The 16,289-nt window shown below is 68.0% G+C and carries 17 protein-coding genes; 11 read left to right on the top strand and 6 right to left on the bottom strand.

All coding sequences use genetic code 11. The features are described 5' to 3' along the window. Positions 1 to 232: 232 nt before the first annotated feature. The gene (locus ACZ7SW_RS29550) at positions 233 to 745 is read right to left on the bottom strand and encodes a TetR/AcrR family transcriptional regulator (RefSeq protein WP_470233629.1); all 513 of its coding nucleotides are present in this window, start codon (positions 743 to 745) and stop codon (positions 233 to 235) included. Between the two features lie 483 nt (positions 746 to 1,228). On the opposite strand from ACZ7SW_RS29550, the gene ACZ7SW_RS29545 reads away from it, so the two are divergent. From ACZ7SW_RS29545 to ACZ7SW_RS29530, 4 genes are all read left to right on the top strand, one after another. Continuing rightward, positions 1,229 to 2,128, top strand: coding sequence for an NmrA family NAD(P)-binding protein (locus ACZ7SW_RS29545; RefSeq protein WP_470233628.1), 900 nt, complete (start codon positions 1,229 to 1,231; stop codon positions 2,126 to 2,128). Continuing rightward, the gene (locus ACZ7SW_RS29540) at positions 2,125 to 2,529 is read left to right on the top strand and encodes a cupin domain-containing protein (RefSeq protein ID WP_470233627.1); all 405 of its coding nucleotides are present in this window, start codon (positions 2,125 to 2,127) and stop codon (positions 2,527 to 2,529) included. Before ACZ7SW_RS29545 ends, ACZ7SW_RS29540 begins: the two co-directional genes overlap by 4 nt. Before the next feature lie 179 nt (positions 2,530 to 2,708). Further along, on the top strand, positions 2,709 to 3,887 hold the full coding sequence (locus ACZ7SW_RS29535; RefSeq protein WP_470233626.1) for a saccharopine dehydrogenase family protein: 1,179 nt from the start codon (positions 2,709 to 2,711) through the stop codon (positions 3,885 to 3,887). Positions 3,888 to 3,918: 31 nt separating this feature from the next. After that, the gene (locus tag ACZ7SW_RS29530) at positions 3,919 to 4,323 is read left to right on the top strand and encodes a RidA family protein (protein ID WP_470233625.1); all 405 of its coding nucleotides are present in this window, start codon (positions 3,919 to 3,921) and stop codon (positions 4,321 to 4,323) included. Between the two features lie 76 nt (positions 4,324 to 4,399). Here the strand turns inward: ACZ7SW_RS29530 and ACZ7SW_RS29525 are convergent, their stop codons facing one another. Then, positions 4,400 to 5,143: an SDR family NAD(P)-dependent oxidoreductase gene (locus ACZ7SW_RS29525; protein ID WP_470233645.1), complete on the bottom strand. Its 744-nt coding sequence runs from the start codon at positions 5,141 to 5,143 to the stop codon at positions 4,400 to 4,402. A gap of 5 nt (positions 5,144 to 5,148) precedes the next feature. After that, positions 5,149 to 5,955 carry an SDR family NAD(P)-dependent oxidoreductase gene (locus tag ACZ7SW_RS29520; RefSeq protein ID WP_470233624.1) on the bottom strand — a complete coding sequence of 269 codons (807 nt, stop codon included), beginning with the start codon at positions 5,953 to 5,955 and terminating at the stop codon, positions 5,149 to 5,151. A 163-nt stretch (positions 5,956 to 6,118) separates the two neighbouring features. On the opposite strand from ACZ7SW_RS29520, the gene ACZ7SW_RS29515 reads away from it, so the two are divergent. Together ACZ7SW_RS29515 and ACZ7SW_RS29510 are read left to right on the top strand one after the other, a co-directional pair. After that, on the top strand, positions 6,119 to 7,054 hold the full coding sequence (locus ACZ7SW_RS29515; RefSeq protein ID WP_470233623.1) for an alpha/beta hydrolase: 936 nt from the start codon (positions 6,119 to 6,121) through the stop codon (positions 7,052 to 7,054). Between the two features lie 4 nt (positions 7,055 to 7,058). Next, a complete protein-coding gene (locus ACZ7SW_RS29510) occupies positions 7,059 to 8,648 on the top strand; it encodes a flavin-containing monooxygenase (protein ID WP_470233622.1) in 1,590 nt (529 codons plus the stop codon). 57 nt (positions 8,649 to 8,705) lie between these two features. Here ACZ7SW_RS29510 and ACZ7SW_RS29505 read toward each other — a convergent pair whose 3' ends face one another. From ACZ7SW_RS29505 to ACZ7SW_RS29495, 3 genes are all read right to left on the bottom strand, one after another. Next, entirely contained in the window at positions 8,706 to 9,182 is a 477-nt protein-coding gene (locus ACZ7SW_RS29505; RefSeq protein WP_470233621.1) for a VOC family protein, read from the bottom strand. After that, on the bottom strand, positions 9,163 to 9,846 hold the full coding sequence (locus ACZ7SW_RS29500; RefSeq protein ID WP_470233620.1) for a LuxR C-terminal-related transcriptional regulator: 684 nt from the start codon (positions 9,844 to 9,846) through the stop codon (positions 9,163 to 9,165). The genes ACZ7SW_RS29505 and ACZ7SW_RS29500 overlap by 20 nt, the downstream gene beginning before the upstream one ends. A 247-nt stretch (positions 9,847 to 10,093) precedes the next feature. Next, entirely contained in the window at positions 10,094 to 11,668 is a 1,575-nt protein-coding gene (locus ACZ7SW_RS29495) for an AMP-binding protein (RefSeq protein ID WP_470233619.1), read from the bottom strand. Positions 11,669 to 11,879: 211 nt separating this feature from the next. Between ACZ7SW_RS29495 and ACZ7SW_RS29490 the strand changes: the two genes are divergently transcribed. Genes ACZ7SW_RS29490 through ACZ7SW_RS29470 form a run of 5 tightly spaced genes read left to right on the top strand, consistent with a single transcriptional unit; the run spans position 11,880 to position 16,283 of the window. Further along, positions 11,880 to 12,989 carry an acyl-CoA dehydrogenase family protein gene (locus tag ACZ7SW_RS29490; protein ID WP_470233618.1) on the top strand — a complete coding sequence of 370 codons (1,110 nt, stop codon included), beginning with the start codon at positions 11,880 to 11,882 and terminating at the stop codon, positions 12,987 to 12,989. Between the two features lie 26 nt (positions 12,990 to 13,015). Beyond that, positions 13,016 to 14,236 (top strand): acyl-CoA dehydrogenase family protein, encoded by a 1,221-nt coding sequence (locus ACZ7SW_RS29485; RefSeq protein WP_470233617.1) that lies wholly within the window; start codon positions 13,016 to 13,018, stop codon positions 14,234 to 14,236. Between the two features lie 31 nt (positions 14,237 to 14,267). Further along, a complete protein-coding gene (locus tag ACZ7SW_RS29480; protein WP_470233616.1) occupies positions 14,268 to 15,056 on the top strand; it encodes an enoyl-CoA hydratase/isomerase family protein in 789 nt (262 codons plus the stop codon). Positions 15,057 to 15,088: 32 nt separating this feature from the next. Beyond that, positions 15,089 to 15,493 carry a RidA family protein gene (locus tag ACZ7SW_RS29475; protein WP_470233615.1) on the top strand — a complete coding sequence of 135 codons (405 nt, stop codon included), beginning with the start codon at positions 15,089 to 15,091 and terminating at the stop codon, positions 15,491 to 15,493. Positions 15,494 to 15,509: 16 nt separating this feature from the next. Next, positions 15,510 to 16,283: an enoyl-CoA hydratase-related protein gene (locus ACZ7SW_RS29470; protein WP_470233614.1), complete on the top strand. Its 774-nt coding sequence runs from the start codon at positions 15,510 to 15,512 to the stop codon at positions 16,281 to 16,283. Positions 16,284 to 16,289 lie beyond the last annotated feature (6 nt).

The raw sequence follows: 16,289 nt of genomic DNA, 5'->3' as shown, positions 1-16,289 counted from the left end.
TGACCAGGAAGGCGAACCCCCGCGAGGTAGCCCACCGCGACCAGGGTGTACCAGCCAGGGTGGTTCGTCGCCGCTTTCAGCGACAGCGAGCCAGTCACCTCGCTGAGGATCGCGCACGCGAGCAACAGCCACTTGGTCATCGTCGAATACTCACCCTTCACTCCTTACAGTTTGTCGATCTCCGAAGGTCGGCCCGACGGTGTTGCATGGCCGCGGTAACCGGAACGTCGTCTTATTCCTCCAACAGCCGATCGGCCAGCGCCCGCACCCGATTCCGGTCCTGTGTGGACAGAGGGTCGACACGGGCGGCGTCGGCCAGCCACGCACCATCGGCCAGCAGTCGCACGGCGGTCAGCCGGGTGCGCTCGTCGGCGGACAAGCCGGCGAGCAGATCGGTCCATGGCGCCATTCGCTGCCGCCAGTGCTCGATCAACTGCTTCCGCAGCCGGGGGTCGGCGATCATGACCAGATCAGCCTCGTCGAACGAACCCGACAACGCCCAGTCCAGGTAGGCACGGATCCGCTCCCGTGCCGACGCCTCGGCCGCCGGCATCGGCAGGCGGGCGGTCAGTTCCCGCTCCCAGTGCTCGCCCACCAGGTCGACCAGCGCCAGCATCAGCGCCTCCTTGGAGCGGAAGTAGTGCATCACCCCCGCCTTCGTCATCCCTGACTCCCGCGCCACCGCATCCAGCGACACCTGCTTGCCCGCGCGCAGCAACGCCAGCCCGCAGTCCAGAACACGCACCCGAGAACTCGACACTCCGAGAACCTACCAACCGGATGGTAGGTGCCACCACGCGTTTCAGATCACACGATCTGCCGAACTAGCAGCGGCCACACTTGCGGCCCGCGCGGCGGCATCTGCAACGAGCGCGAATCCGAAGCACCTGGCGGCGGGTGCACATCGGCATCACCGCACCCCGCATACGGGTGTGCCCGGGCGGGCTCTGGGCGTTCAGCAGCCTGCGCGGCGAGTCGCGAATCACCCCGGGCAGTCCCCGATCACGTGGGTACGACCGGCCAGAATCCTTGTCTGCCAGCGGGATTCGGCAGTTGCGAACAAGATGGCCTCGCAACCGGTGACCCCTGTCCCGGACCTGCTGCCGACCGAGTCGGCTGATCCCGCGATCCCGACCGTCGCCGAGACGAGACCGGCACCCCGCCCGGCCGGGGGTTGTTGTGCGCGCTCTCGCACGGTCCAGGGCCGAACCAACGCTCTACTGGCCTGATGGGAAAGACACTCATCCTCGGGGCTACCGGAAATCTGGGCGGCCTCACCGCCGCCCGCCTGTACCGCAGCGCTCCGCAGACGGTCCGGGCCGCGACGAGCCGCGAGGCCGGGCTCCGCCGCCTCAGCCGGCAGTTCCCCGGTGCCGAGGCCGTGCTCTGCGATTGGAACGACGAGGCCAGCCTGATCGAGGCGATGCGGGGTGTCAGCAAGGTCCTCGTGGTGACCCCGGACCTCGTCACCGACGAGTCGGTCGTCACCCCGAACATCATCCGCGCCGCCCAGAAGACCGGTGCCGTCGAACTCGTCGTCCGGCTGCTCGGGATGCCGCCCGGCTTCACCCTCGAACAGGCCGACCCGGCGTACGTCGGCGCCCGCTGCGGCGCCGGGCTGCACGTCGTCGCCAAGCCGCTCCTCGACGCGAGCGGTCTGCCGGTCTGCTACGTCAACGTCCCGGCCTGGCTGATGTTCAACCTGCAGTCCTTCGTGGCCGCGGACGTCAAGGCGCATCGCCGGATCGCCATGCCCGCGACCACCGACTGCCCCCGGATGTGGGTCTCGGAGGGGGACGTCGCCGAGGTCTTCGCCCGGATCCTGTCCGGCGACCCCGCGGAGCACGCCGGACAGGAGTACGTGCTGACCTCGCCGGACCGGCACTCCTACGCCGACCTGGCGCGGCTTTTTACCGAGGTGCTCGGCGAGCAAGTGGCCTATGAGGACGACGACCAGCCGCTGCGCGAGGCGATGGGACCGGCCTTCGACCAGCTGATGACCTACCTGAACCACGAGACCGGCTCGTACGCCGCGGTCCGGCACGTCGACACCTTCACGCGGATGCTGGGCCACCCGCGAGAAACCCTGCGCGACTACATCACCTCCCGCAAGGAGCTCTACTCGTGACCGCGGCCCACCCCGTCCCGGCCAAGCGCGATCACCTCGAGGGCAAGAACCTCCGGCCGATGCCGCTGTGGCCGACCGAGATGATGCCGCGGCCGATAGCGACCAATCGCAACGCTGTGTGGTACTCCGGCGAGGACATCACCACCTGCGTCTACGAGGCCGACGACGGCACGGTCGCCTTCACCGACCTGCCCTACGACGAGCACGTCCACATCCTCAACGGCACGGCCGTCCTGACGTCGGCGGACGGCCGGGTGGACACTTACGTCCCCGGCGACTGGTTCGTCGCGCCCAAGGGTTGGTCCGGCACGTGGGAAATGAGCGGCGGCTACCGCGAGATGATCGTTTTCCACACCGCGTCGCTGCTCGCCGCCGCGAAAAAGTGGGGCATTGACGGCTAACCGGCCAATGCGCGGGCGACGCGGCGCAGGTCGAAGTCGTGCGCTCGCACAGGTTTATCGATATCCCTGCCAGAGTCGTTGACGGAAAAGCGAACGCCGAGCCGGCGGCACTCCCCCACCCGGGCACAGTGACTCCGTCCATGGCCCGGCACTGTCGCCGGAACTTCGAAAATCCCTCCATGACGAACAACCCCGGCCTCGGCGCAGGCACAAGAATTCTGGTGACCGGCGGCGCCGGCGAAATGGCGAAGTACGCCTGCCGGGCGCTCGCTGATTCGGCCGAGGTCGGCCTGGTCCTGGTCTCCGACCGCGACTTCGACCGCGCGAAGACCGCCGCCGCGGAACTCGGTCCCAAGGCCGAAGCGCTCGCGCTCGACATCTCCGACAGCGAGGCGTTGGGCAAGGCCCTGGCCGACGTCGACGTCGTGCTGAACTGTGCGGGCCCGTTCTACCGATTCGGCCGCGAGGTGCTCAGCGCGGCGATCGCGGCGCAGACCCATTACCTGGACATCTGCGATGACTGGGAGCCGACCGTCGACATGCTCGAACTGGACGACGCCGCACGGGCCGCGGGCATCACCGCGATCATCGGCATGGGTTCCAGTCCGGGCACCAGCAACCTTCTCGCGATGCTCTGCATGACCGAACTCGATCAGGTCGACAAGGTCTGCACGGCATGGTCGATCGGCGGCATCAAGCCGGACCCGCCGGAGCGGGAAGGCAAGCCCAACGCAGCGCGCGACCACTGGATCCACAACTGCACGGAGCCGATCAAGGTCCGTCGCGGCGGCGCCCTGGTGGACACGTACGCGCTCGACGAGATCAAGCTCGCCTACCCGGGCGTCGGCGAGCACTCGGTCTGGGTGTGCGGTCATCCGGAGCCGATGACGCTCCCGAAGGTCCGCCCGGAGATCCAGGAGTCCTACAACGTCATGGTCGCGCGGCGCGGCTTGATGGAGGCGCTCAAGGCGATCCAGGGCCGGGTAAGGGCCGGCGAACTCGATGTCCCGGCCGCGGGTGTGGCGCTCACGGAAACCCCGGACATCAACGGTCCGGCCGCAGGCGAGCGTCCTCCGTTCGCCGGACTGTTCGCGGTCGCCGAAGGGGTCAAGAACGGCGTCGCCACCCGCGTGGGCGCGACCCCGATCGTCCTGCCGAACGCGAACATGGGCGAGTTCACCGGTTATCCGCTGGCTGTCGCCACCGTGATGCTCTGCCGCGGCCAGGTGACCGAACTGGGCGTCCACGGCCCGGAGGGAGCTGTCGACCCGCACATCTACTTCGACGTCCTCGCCGACTTCGTCGAGGACCGGCCCGCTGGCGTCGAGCCGGTCGAGGTCGTCACCGAAACCATCTGAAACCCTGGCAACCCGAAAGCAGAGGAATACCATGGCCGTCAAGAAGGTCAACACCGACACGCTCGCCAAGCCGCACGGCTTCGCGCACGCGATGGTCGCCTCCGGAAGCAAGATCATCACTACGACCGGGCAGATCTCAGCCGACCTCGACGGGCAGATCGTCGGTCAAGGCGACCACCGCACACAGTCGTACCTCGCGACCCTGAACGCGTTCAAGGCACTCACCGCGACCGGCGCGACCGCCACGGACGTCACTCGCATGATGGTCTACGTAGTCGATGCGACCCAAGAGAACCTCGAGAAGGTCTACGAGGGCCTCGGCAAGGGCGTCGGCGAGGCCGGCGGCAAGTCCACGGCCATGACGCTGGTCGGCATCACCGGTCTCGCGAACCCGGACGCGCTCATCGAGATCGACCTCACGGCGGTCGTCGACTGAGTGCACCGCCACGAAGAGCCGCCCCTCCAGAGGTTCCCGGAGGGGCGGTTTCTCGTCGCGGGCGACTTCGATGCCGCTACTGCGCGGTGTACCCGCCGTCGACGAGGTACGAAGCGCCGGTCACGAAGCTGGCCTCGTCACTGGCCAGGAACGCCACGACGGCCACTACTTCCTCCGGTTCGGCCAGCCGGCCCAGCGGATGCCGCTCCAGCAGCGTGGGGTCCTCTTTGATGTCGAGTTCGACCATCGGGGTCTTGACGTAGCCGGGGCACACGGCATTGACCCGGATCCGGTCCGCGGCGTGCTCCAAGGCCAAGGATTTGGTCAGTCCTTCGATCGCGTGCTTGCTCGCGATGTACGACGCCGCACCGGGCGAGGCCACTCGGCCATAGATCGACGCCGTGTTGACCACTGCGCCGCCACCCGCCTCGATCATCAGGGGGATAGCCGCCTTGGCCATGAGGAAGGCACCGTGGAGATTGACGTCGAGGACCTGGCGCCATTCCGGGAACGGCGTGGAGACCCCGAAGCTCTCCAGCACAATCCCAGCGTTGTTGAACAGGACGTCGAGGCGGCCGTACTCCTTCTGAACGGATGCGACGGCACCGGCAACCGCGGGCTCGTCGGTGACCGAGGCGGAGTGGAAGACAGCGTCGTGGCCGGCGGCGCGCAACGCCGACTCCGCCCGCGCTCCGGCTTCCTCGTTCACGTCGACCAGCGCCACCCGGGCGCCTTCGGTTGCGAACCGCCACGCGGCAGCCAGCCCGATTCCCGATGCGGCACCGGTGATGAGCACGACCTTGCCGTCGAATCGCGCCATGGCAGTCACTTCGACCCCACCTTTCGCTGACGCTCCTCCCCCGACCGCCGAGCGAGGACACTGAACCGGAGTCCGACGGACGGAGCCAGACCCGTGAACCGGGTGACCAGTCCGCTCACGCGCGGGACCGAACGGACCAATCTGGTGCTGTCAAGAAGTTTCACCGCCGTGGTCGCGACGTCATCGGCATCGAGCTGACGGCCGCCCGCGAACAGGATGGCCGCTCCCGCGTCGTTCGACCGGGACGTGACCATTTCGGTGGCCACCACGTCGGGGCACAGCGCGTGGACCCGAATCGGCAGGCCGGCGTGATCGAGGTCGCCCTGCAGCGAGGTCGAATACGAAAGCACCGCGGCCTTTGTCGCGGCGTAGACAGCGAGCCCTGGCACTGGCCCGAGTGCCGCGTTCGAGGCGATGTTGAGGATGCGTCCCCCATGGGGCATCGCTTTCACGGCTGCGTTCGAGCCCGCGATCACGCCGCGGACGTTGACGTCCAAGCTCGCCGCGATGTCATCCGGGCTGTTGGTCCAGCCGTCGCCGGAGATCAGGATGCCAGCGTTGTTCACCCAGATACCCAGCTGTCCCATCTCGTTCGCGCGTTCCGCCACCTGCTCATGGCTCGCGGCGTCTCGAACGTCTTGAATCGCCCACGCGCACTTCGCGCCGACGCGAAGGACTGCTTCGCGAACCAGCGACTCGTCGATATCGGTGAGCAGGACTCGATGGCCTTGCTTCGCAAGCCGGCCGCCGATCGCGAGCCCGATGCCTCTGCCGCCGCCCGTGACCACTGCAACCGTTCCGTTGGCTCTCATAGCGCTCGAGGGTCGTCCTCGTCCGTCCGTCGCGAGTGATTCGCCGCGACGAGGGCGCCCACTTGGGCTACATCCCCCGACTAGGTCCCCATTTCCCCGCTATCGGCCGCTTGGTCTTCAAGCCGAACGAAACTGCGGCGAGACAGACGCCAGGAGGAACACGATGCCCCTTGAGCCGGAATCGGCCCAGTTCGTGGAAGCGCTCACGGCCGCGGGCGACCCGCCGCTGCACGAGAGCACCCCCGCCATCGCCCGGATGGGAGACATGGTCGCCGCGGGCCTGACCGGCCGCGGACCCGAGGTCGGATCGGTGCGCAACCTGAAGCTGGACGGCAAGAACGGCCGGTTCCGCGTGCGGGTCCTGGCTCCCGCCGGACCTTCCCGGGGAGTGGTCGTCTACTTCCACGGCGGCGGCTGGGTGCTGGGCGACATCGACCTGCAGTACGACTTCGTCGGTCGCGACCTGGTGGACCGCACGCATTGCACGGTCGTCCTCGTCAATTACCGGAAGGCCCCCGAACATCCCTTCCCGACCGCTCTCGAAGACAGCTACGCGGCGCTGACCTGGGTTTCGGAGAGCCTGCACAAGCAAGGCCCGCTGATCGTCGCCGGCGACAGCGCCGGCGGCAACATCGCCGCGGTGATGACCCGGTGGGCGCGAGACAACGGCGGGCCGAAGATCGACGGCCAGGTCCTCGTCTACCCGGTCACCGACTGCGACCTGGATCGCCCTTCCTACCTCGACCTGGCGAACCAACTCCTCGTCGGGCGCGAGGCGATGCGGTGGTTCTGGAATCACTACCTCCCCGACGAGGCGAGCCGCAGCAATCCGGATGCCTCGCCGCTGCGCGCCGCGAACCTCGCCGGTCTGCCGCCCGCTCTGGTCTACACGGCCGAGTACGACCCGCTGCACGACGAAGGCGTTGCGTACGCCGCGGCCCTGCGCGCGGCGGGTGTGGAAGTCACCTCCGAAGAGGCTGCCGGGGAAATGCACGGCTTTTTCCAGATGGCCAACATTTTCCCGGGTTATCACGACGGGATCGAACTGGTGTCGCGCTATATCAGCACCTTCGCCGACAGCTTCGAAAGGGAGGCCTGAGGTCATGGCAGTGCACGAACACGAGGTATTGATCATCGGCTCCGGCTTCGCCGGTCTCTACCAGCTGTACCGGCTGCGCGAAGCCGGGTTCGACGCGCACGTCGTCGAGGCAGGCGAGGACGTGGGCGGGACCTGGTACTGGAATCGCTATCCCGGCGCCCGTTGCGACATCGACTCGATCGAGTACTCCTATTCCTTCGACGACGACCTTCAGCAGGAGTGGGAGTGGACCGAGCGATTCGCGGCACAGCCGGAGATCCATCGCTATTTGCGGCACGTCGCCGACCGGTTCGACCTGCGCAAGGACATTACCTTCGCTACTCGCGTGCAGGCGTTGGAGTGGAGCGAAGCAGCGCGGCGCTGGACCGCGACCACGACGGACGGAACGATGCTGAGCGCGCGGTTCGTGATCGCCGCGACGGGAAACCTTTCGGTGCCGACACAACCCGCCTTCCCCGGGCTCGACGATTTCGAGGGCAAGATCTGCTCCACGTCACGCTGGCCCGAGGGCGGTGTTGACCTCAGCGGCAAGCGGGTCGCCGTCATCGGCACCGGCTCGTCCGGGCTGCAGACCATCACCACGATCGCTCGGACCGTGGGGAGCCTGACCGTTTTCCAGCGCACGCCATGCTTTTCGGCGCCTGCGCACAACCGGCCGATCACCGAAGACCTGGCCGTCGCGAAGAGCCGTTACTCCGAGATCCGGGAAAACGCGCGGAACGCGCCCGACGGCTACGAGTGCCGTCCCGGCACGAAGGCGCTGCTCGAGTCGGACCAGATCGACGTCGAGAAGGAGCTGGAACGCCGCTGGGCCGACGGCGGCCTCTGTTTCGGCTGGGCCTTCACGGACCTGGTCCTCGATCTCCGTGCCAACGAGGTCGTCGCGGAGTACTTCCGCGACCGGATCCGGAGCATCGTCGCCGACCCCGTCGTCGCCGAGAAGCTCTGCCCGGCCACCTACCCGATCTTCACCAAGCGGATGTGCGTCGACACCGGGTACTACCAGGTCTACAACCAGCCGAACGTCGAGCTGGTCGACTTGCGCGAGGAGCCGCTCGTCCGCGTGACGCCGCGCGGAATCCTCGCCGGCGAACGCGAGCACGAGTTCGACGCGATCATCCTGGCCACCGGATTCGACGCCATGACCGGCGCGCTCAACGCCATCGACATCCGGAACGGCGGGGCGACGCTGAAGGAGAAGTGGGCCCATGGCCCCCGCACCTACCTGGGACTCATGTCGGCCGGGTTCCCGAACCTCTTCACGGTCACCGGACCGCAGAGCCCTTCGGTCCTCTCGAACATGGTCACGTCGATCGAACACCATGTCGGGTTCATCGCCCGGGCACTGGAATACGCGCGAGCAGCGGGGTACGAACGCATCGAAGCGGAACCGGAGAACGAGGACAACTGGGTCGCCACGACCAACGACCTCGCGAACATGACGATCTTCCCGATGGCGGCGTCGTGGTACATGGGCGCGAACGTGCCGGGAAAGGAACGCATCTTCATGCCCTTCGTGGCGGGCGTCGGGCTGTACAAGCAGGTGACCGACGGCGTCGAGGCGGGGCACTATCACGGGTTCGAGATGGAGTGAGACCGCTGACGACTGCCCGCTTCCCCCGGAAATGCGGGCAGTCGCAGGTCCCACGCCTCAGCGCTGAGATCGGCGAAGCTCAAGCGCCTCGAACGCGCTCTCCGCGACGGGCTGCATCCAGTGGAACCGCGCGTTTCCGGTCTCCTGCGGCCGGACGAAGAACTCGGCCCAGCCGGCGTGGTCGTCGCTCTCCCCCACCAGCGTCGCGCCTCGCTCGCGGGCCGCCGCCCGACACGCGTTGATGTCGTCGGAGTCGAAGGAGACGTGGTGCAGTCCGCCGCCGGTTCGTTCCAGGAAGCGAGTCAACGCACTGGCGGCATTCTCGAACGGCGAGCACACCTCCAGCATCAAGCCCGAGGAGGCCCGGACCCACGACCAGCGCCCGTTGAGTTCCGCGTCGTCGCCGCTCTGGTTGATCTCCCCCGCGAACAACCTCACCAGCGAATCGACCACCGTGTCATGTTCGGTGCCGGGAACCACGATGCCGATGTGGTTGAGGCGACCGAGTTCCGGGTCAGCTGGCAAGGCGCTCACTCCCGGACAGTTCGACCTTGACGAGAAGGCCGAGTTCCTGGGCTCGGCTCGCGGCCTCGGCACGGTTCCGTACGCCGAGCTTGCGGTACACCGCGCTCGTGTGCTGTTTGACGGTGTGGCGCGAGAGGTTGAGGCTGGCCGCCGTCTCGGGATTGCTCAGCCCGGCGGCGAGGTGCTGAAGCACGTCGAGTTCGCGGCGGGACAGTCGGTTCTCGGGAGTCGCGTCGGTCTTCGGGAATACCCGGACGCCCTCCGCGACACTCTTGACGGCGGACACGATCGCACCTCGGGGAAGGTGCTTCGAAAGAGCGCCCGCCGCACCCAGCGAGGTCGCCAACGCCGTCGGCACCCGGCCGAGTCCAGCCATGAGAACCATCTTGACGTGGGGCATCCAGTCCTGGATCCAACAGCAGAGTTCGGCGCTCGAACGTCCGCGAAGAGAGGCGCTGACGACCACGACCTGCGGCTGGTGGCGACGGATCACCTGGACCGCGTCCTTCGCCGTGCTCGCCATGTAGCAGGCTGACACCCAGGGAGCAGCTTCGAGGACGGCACAGAGACCCGCCTGCATCAGTTCGTTCTCGTCGACGACCAGGATGCGCTGCAACTGGCAGAAATCGGTCGTATCGGTCATCTCAAGCGGGCGTTCGGCAAGCACTGTCATGGCACGTTCCCTTGCGTTCAGCGAATCCTCACCCGACGTTCGCGCGGCGATAGCCAGCCTGCGCGACTGTGAGCGGGGACACGCGGGGGGAACTACGTGTTTGAACACCCGCATTGCGTCCGCGCGGGCGCGCTGGCCGAGATCGACCGGCAAGGAAGCAATCACCGCCGCGGCCCGGGGCAAGGTCCGTGAAGTTCCAGCAAGAGAGCCGCCACGGGAATCCCGTGGCGGCCCTTCCGCCCAGCCTTCAACGCCGACCGAGCGCCAGGTTCGCGTCCCACGCCGCGGCACTGATCCCGCGCTCGCGGACCTTGCCCTTCTCGACCCGCTCCGACGGGGTTTTCGGCAGGCTGTCGACGACCTCGACGTAGCGCGGAACGGCGAACCGCGGAAGATCCCGGGTGACGAACTCGACCAGTTCGTCCGGGTCGAGGGCGGCTCCGGCAGCCGGGACGACAAGCACCGCGACGTCCTCCTCGCCCACCTCAGAAGGCACCCCGATCGCCGCCACCTCGAGCACCTGCGGGTGAGCGGCGACAGCCTGCTCGACCTCCCATGCCGAGACGTTCTCGCCGCGGTGGCGGATCGAGTCCTTCTTGCGGCCGATGTACTCCAACATCCCGTCCGGGTGTTGACGGACGAGGTCACCGGTGTGGAACCACAGATTGCGCCAAACCTCGGCTGTCTCCACCGGTTTCGCCCAGTAGCCCTGCATCATCGCGAAGGGCTCGCGCGGCCGGTAGACCAGCTCGCCGGCCTGGCCTTCGTCCACAGGCTCGTCGTTGTCGTCGACCAGCTGGATCTCCACCTCGGGGATGGCCCGGCCGATGCGGCCCGGAATCGTCTGGCCGGGAGGTGCCGACGTCAGCAGAACGCACTCGGTCATGCCGTACGCCTCGATGATCTGGACCCCGAAGCGAGCCTCGAAGTCGCGCAGGATCTCGCCGGGAGTGGACGAGCAGATCGCAGTCCGGGCGGGTTGGTCGGTGTCGTCGGGACGCGGCTCCTGTTTGTGGAGCATCCACAGCATCGTGCCGATCGTGGCGAAGATCGTCGCGCCGCTCTCGCGTACCTCGTCCCAGAAGCGGCTGACGCTGAACCTTCGTCCCAACACGCCCTTGCCGCCCACGGACCAGGCAGTCGTCAGGAAGGCGCGCGCATCGATGTGGAAGAGCGGCTGCACACACAGCACCACGTCGTCCGAGCGAACCTCCATCAGCTGAGCCGCATGAGCCGCCTTCGCGGGGTAGTAGCGCTGCGGCAGCATGACTCCCTTCGAAGGGCCGGTCGTGCCGGAGGTGTACATGATCGTCGCGATGTCGCCTGGCAGCGGAGCCGCCAACTCCTCCTCCGAAGCCGAGCCCAGCGCGAGCAGTTCGTCGAAGCCGAGTTGCCGTACGGCGTCCCCGAACGGCTTCGTCGAGTGTTCCCCGACGCAGACGACGAACTCGGGCCGATCGGTGATCGTCTCCGCGAGGATCTGGAGGTAGTCCTCAGTTCCCATGAGGACCCGCGGCGCCGCGTCGTGCACGAAATACTCCAGGAGCCTGCCCCGCGCCTCGACGTTGAACGGCACGTCGATCCCGCGGGCGGCGTTCGTGCCGAGCCATGCCCAGAGGGTCTCCGGCCGGTTGTCGCACATGATGCCCACTCGGTCGCCGGGCTCGATCCCCAACGCACGCAGGCCCCGTCCGGTGCGCTCGACCAGATCGAGAGTCTCGCGGCGGGTGAAGCTCTCACCGACGATGCGGATGCACTCTCGGTCGGGATCCTCGGCGGCGGCCGTCCGGAGTGCGAGAAGAAGGCTGTCCTGGATGCTCATTCGCCGATCGTGCGCGCAGACCCCGAAAGTGCTTCGGTGCGTGGCTCGCCCGACACCCGCATGGGGGAATTCCGGCGCAGCCAGAGCTGCGCGGCTTCCGGCATACCCACCCAGTCGGGCGGGATACGACGCCGCTGTCGACCACTGTCCGCCAATCGGCGATAGGTCTCGGGTCAACGATCTCACCCGCTATCACAGGAAGGCGTCCTCCATGGATTTCACCTTCGCGCAGGAGCAGGAAGACCTGCGTGACGCCGTCCGGTCCTTCCTGCGCAAACGAGTCGGCGAGGACGCCCGGCGAGAACTCCTCCACACCGGCTACGCCTTCGACCGGGAGGTCTGGCGGAGCATGGCCCGTGACCTCGGGCTCCAGACTCTGACGGTGCCCGAGGAACGCGGCGGCAGCGGTGCCAGCTTCCTCGAGTCGATGATCGTCTTCGAGGAACTGGGGCGCGAACTGTTCTCCGGCCCCTTCTTCTCGACGGTTCTGGCGACCTGGGTCCTCGATGCCTCCGCTTCCGAGGTCGCGGACACCGTCCTCCAGCAGGTGGCCGACGGAGATCTGGTTCTGACCGCAGCCATCGCCGACGAGGCGGGAACCTGGTCGGCGCCCGGCACGGCGACCCGGGCCGTCGCGACTCCCCGCGGTCACCACCTCACCGGGACGAAGGCACGGGTCACCGACCTCCCCGTCGCCGACGCCTTCGTCGTGTGGGCGCAGACAGCCGAAGGACCGGCTTGGTTCCTGGTCCCAGCCGGTGCGGACGGAGTCGAGGCGATCGCCGAGGAGAGCCTCGACCTCGCCCGGCCGATCGGCACCCTGCGGCTCACGGACACGCCCGCGACGCTCATCGTCGGACCCGGACAGGCTGTCGCCGTAAGGGAATCCGTCGACACCCGCGCCTGCGCCGCGCTGGCCGCCGAACTGGTCGGCACCGCCCAGGCGGCTCTCGACCAGTCGGTCGAATGGAGCAAGAGCCGGCATCAATTCGGCCGCCCCATCGGCTCCTTCCAAGCCCTCAAACACCTCTGCGCCGACGCTCTTGTCGAGGTCGAGGCGGCGCGAGTGCTCACCCATTACGCCGCATGGGCAATCGCGGCCGGCCAGGCGGAAGCGCCGGTGCTCGCTTCCATGGCCAAGCAAGCAGCCGCGGATGCCGCAGCACAGGCCGCAGGGAACAACATCCAGATCCACGGCGGCATCGGCGCCACCTGGGAGCACGAAGCCCACCTCTGGCTGCGCCGGGCCAAGGCCTCCGGAGCCCTCTTCGGCACTCCGCGCCAGCACCGCGCCCGGATCTCCGCTCTGCTCCCGGTCTAGTCCTTCCCCGTCACGTCAGGACAGTCATGAACCCCGTCTTTTCGATTCCCGTCCAGGAATTCCAGCGAGAATTCGCCGAGTTCCTCCGGCGGGTCCTTCCGGCCGGCCGGGCCGGGTCCGGTGCCCTGCCGCACGACGAGTTCCCCGCTTTCGCGGCGGATCTTCGCCGGGCCCTCTACGAGGGCGGTTACCTTGGCGTCGACTGGCCCGCCGAGTACGGCGGCCGCGGCCTCACCCCCGAGCACCAGGTGGCCGTCGCTGAACAGCTGACCCGGATGAAGCTCCCCCAAACTTCCCTCAGCGACGTCTTCGGCATGCAGATGTTCGGCACGACCGTGCTCGCGTTCGGCACCGAGGAACAGAAACGCCGGTTCCTGCCGGGGATCCTCAGCGGCGAGGTCAAATGGTGCCAGGGCTATTCGGAGCCGCAATCGGGCTCCGACCTCGCTAGCGTGTCGACGACCGCCGTGCGCGGCGAGGGCGGGTGGCACATCAACGGGCAGAAGATCTGGACCGGCACCGCGCATTTCGCCGACTGGATCTTCGCGCTGGTGCGGACCGACCCGGAAGCGCCGAAGCACCGCGGGCTCACGCTGCTGGCCTGCCCGTTGCGGCAACCGGGCATCGAGATCCGGCCGATCCGGCAGATGTGGGGCGAGGCCGAGTTCAACGAGGTCTTCTTCACCGATGCCGTGACCGCCGACGACAACGTCATCGGCGGCGTCAACAACGGCTGGCGGGTGGCGACGGCTCTGCTCGAACACGAGCGCGGCGGCGCGGCGGCGGTCCTGGCGGTGCGCTTCGAGGAAGAACTCGACCGGCTCTGCGAGCTGGCCCGCGAACACCGCCGCGACACCGACAGCGACATCCGGCAGCGGATCGCCTGGTGCCGCGCGCGCGTGCTCGCCATGAAACTGCTCGGCTACAAGGCTTTGACCAGATCTCTGCGCGGCCAGCCGATCGGTGCTGAGGCAGCGATGACCAAGCTCTACTGGTCCGAGTACCACGTCGTCCTCACCGATCTCGCGATGGACATCCTCGGCGACGAGGCACTCGTGCTCCGAGGCCGCCGGGCCGTGCTGGCCGACGGCCCGGACGCCCCGGGCGCGCCGACCGACAGCGCCGGATGGATCACGACCTTCCTGGCCTCCCGGTCGAGCCGCATCTACGCCGGCACGAACCAGATCCAGCGCAATCTGCTCGCCGAGTCGATCCTCGGCATGCCCCGCGAACCACGCCCCGCCTGAGCCGCCGCCCATCTCCAGGAGAGGAGTCACCATGACCGACGTGGTCGAGGTCGAGGACCGAGGACCGGTGCGGTACGTCGTCCTCAACCGGCCCGAGCGGCTCAACGCGATGAACGAGGCGCTGGCCGACGGCCTGGTCGAGGCACTCGAAAACTGTGCCCACGACGAAAATCTGCGCGTCGTCGTCGTGACCGGCGCGGGAAAAGCCTTCTGCGCGGGCGGCGACCTCAACGCCATGGCGGCCGGACGCGACGCGATGTCCGCCCCGCGCGAGGTGGCCAAGCTCCGGCGCCACGCACGCGCGGCGGAGCTGCTGCGGACAATGCCGGCCGCCACCATCGCCGCCATTCACGGCGCCTGCGCCGGGGCAGGGCTCGGACTCGCGCTCGCTGCCGACCTCCGGATCGCCTCTGAGGCCGCTGTCTTCCGCTCCGCTTTCCTCACGGCCGGCCTGTCGGGCGATTTCGGTACGTCGTGGTCGCTGACCCGGCTGCTCGGCGAGGCGCGCGCCCGCGAACTGATGCTGCTCAACGAAAAGGTGGACGCCGCACGTGCCTTGGACATCGGCCTCGTCAGCGCGGTGGTGGCAGCCGACAAGTTCGCCGACGAGACCAAGCGATTGGCACAGCGACTCGCTGGCTCGGCACCACTCGCCCTGCGGCGGATGAAACAGAACCTGCGCGAAGCGTCGACAGCGTCCTTCGCCGACTGCGTCGCCAGCGAGTCGCTGCGGCACATCGAGTGCGCGTTCAGCGATGACGCCGCGGAGGCCGGAGCCGCCTTCATGGAGCGCCGCACGCCGCAGTACCACGGGCGCTGAGCCCGCAACAGCAACAGGAAGAGAGACACCTCATGGTCGAGTATTTCGACGGAGACGGACTGCCCGAGCCCATCGGCTACCGCCAGGCGTCGCGGACGTCCGGCCACAGTGTGGTCCGCATCGCCGGACAGGTCGGCGTCGATGCTGAGGGCACTCGGATCGGCGAACCCGGCGACTACACCGCACAGGCAGAACGCGCCGTCGAGAACGCTCTGCTCGCCTTCGCGGCCGGCGGAGCACGCCCCGAGCACATCGCGCACCTCACCTACTACGTCGTCGGACTGGACGAAACCACTGCCGGACAGGTCAATCGCGGGATCGGGCGCGCGGTCCGCAGGCACGCCATGCAGGCAGTACCCGCGACGATGATCGGGATCACCGGCCTCATGCGCAGTGACTTGCTCATCGAGGTCAACGGCACCGCAGTGATCGACTGAGAGCAAGGAGCCGAACGTGCACATCGAACGACACGACCAAGTCGCCCTTCTCCGGTTCGGCAATCCGGACGATCGCTCGCGGTGGAGCCACACCGCGGAGACCGACTACTTCGACACCCTGGTCAGCCTTGAGGCGGACCCGGCTGTCCGGGTCATCGTCCTCACCGGTGCCAGCGCGGACTTCTGCGCCGGTCCGGAGCTGGACTCGCTCACCTCGCACGCGGTCCGCGATCCCCGAGGCGACGACTTCCCCCGGACCATCGCGAAGCCGATCATCGCCGCCGTCGACGGGGGCTGCCACGGCATCGGCCTCTCGCTCGCCCTGATGTGCGATCTGCGGGTGGCTTCCGGAACCACCCGGATGTCGGCCGGGTTCGCCTCCGTCGGCCTCGTCGCCGAACACGGGGTTCCGTGGCTGCTGCAACGCATCTGCGGCCACGGGGTCGCCGCCGATCTGCTGTTCGCCGATCGCCGGATCGACGGTGCCGAGGCTCGCCGTCTCGGGATCGTGCAGTACCTCGCAGGGGAAGGCACCGCGCTCGACGAGGCGATGGCGCTGGCCGCGAAAATGGCAGGGCGGCTCTCGCCGCTGTCCCTAGGCGTGATCAAGCATCAGCTCAACAACGAGTGCACCGGCGACCTTCACGAGACCGTCGTGCGCGGCGAAGAGCTGGTCCAGCGCGTCTCGACACAAGGCGACTTCGACGAGGCGATCGCCGCGCTCCGGGAACGCCGAGCTCCCGCCCTTGCCCCGCTGGACCCGGCTGTCCTGCGCAAGGTGCTCGGCTGATCTCCA

The sequence above is a fragment of the Amycolatopsis sp. NPDC114484 genome, assembly GCF_055633755.1.
This window is presented reverse-complemented; position numbering and strand designations above follow the sequence as displayed.

Excerpts from the sequence above, each read along its gene's own strand:
- ACZ7SW_RS29545 (WP_470233628.1), top strand. The coding sequence starts at position 1,229 with ATGGGAAAGACACTCATCCTCGGGGCTACCGGAAATCTGGGCGGCCTC.
- ACZ7SW_RS29535 (WP_470233626.1), top strand. The coding sequence starts at position 2,709 with ATGACGAACAACCCCGGCCTCGGCGCAGGCACAAGAATTCTGGTGACC.
- ACZ7SW_RS29530 (WP_470233625.1), top strand. The coding sequence starts at position 3,919 with ATGGCCGTCAAGAAGGTCAACACCGACACGCTCGCCAAGCCGCACGGC.
- ACZ7SW_RS29525 (WP_470233645.1), bottom strand. The coding sequence starts at position 5,143 with ATGGCGCGATTCGACGGCAAGGTCGTGCTCATCACCGGTGCCGCATCG.
- ACZ7SW_RS29520 (WP_470233624.1), bottom strand. The coding sequence starts at position 5,955 with ATGAGAGCCAACGGAACGGTTGCAGTGGTCACGGGCGGCGGCAGAGGC.
- ACZ7SW_RS29515 (WP_470233623.1), top strand. The coding sequence starts at position 6,119 with ATGCCCCTTGAGCCGGAATCGGCCCAGTTCGTGGAAGCGCTCACGGCC.
- ACZ7SW_RS29510 (WP_470233622.1), top strand. The coding sequence starts at position 7,059 with ATGGCAGTGCACGAACACGAGGTATTGATCATCGGCTCCGGCTTCGCC.
- ACZ7SW_RS29500 (WP_470233620.1), bottom strand. The coding sequence starts at position 9,846 with ATGACAGTGCTTGCCGAACGCCCGCTTGAGATGACCGATACGACCGAT.
- ACZ7SW_RS29495 (WP_470233619.1), bottom strand. The coding sequence starts at position 11,668 with ATGAGCATCCAGGACAGCCTTCTTCTCGCACTCCGGACGGCCGCCGCC.
- ACZ7SW_RS29490 (WP_470233618.1), top strand. The coding sequence starts at position 11,880 with ATGGATTTCACCTTCGCGCAGGAGCAGGAAGACCTGCGTGACGCCGTC.
- ACZ7SW_RS29485 (WP_470233617.1), top strand. The coding sequence starts at position 13,016 with ATGAACCCCGTCTTTTCGATTCCCGTCCAGGAATTCCAGCGAGAATTC.
- ACZ7SW_RS29480 (WP_470233616.1), top strand. The coding sequence starts at position 14,268 with ATGACCGACGTGGTCGAGGTCGAGGACCGAGGACCGGTGCGGTACGTC.
- ACZ7SW_RS29475 (WP_470233615.1), top strand. The coding sequence starts at position 15,089 with ATGGTCGAGTATTTCGACGGAGACGGACTGCCCGAGCCCATCGGCTAC.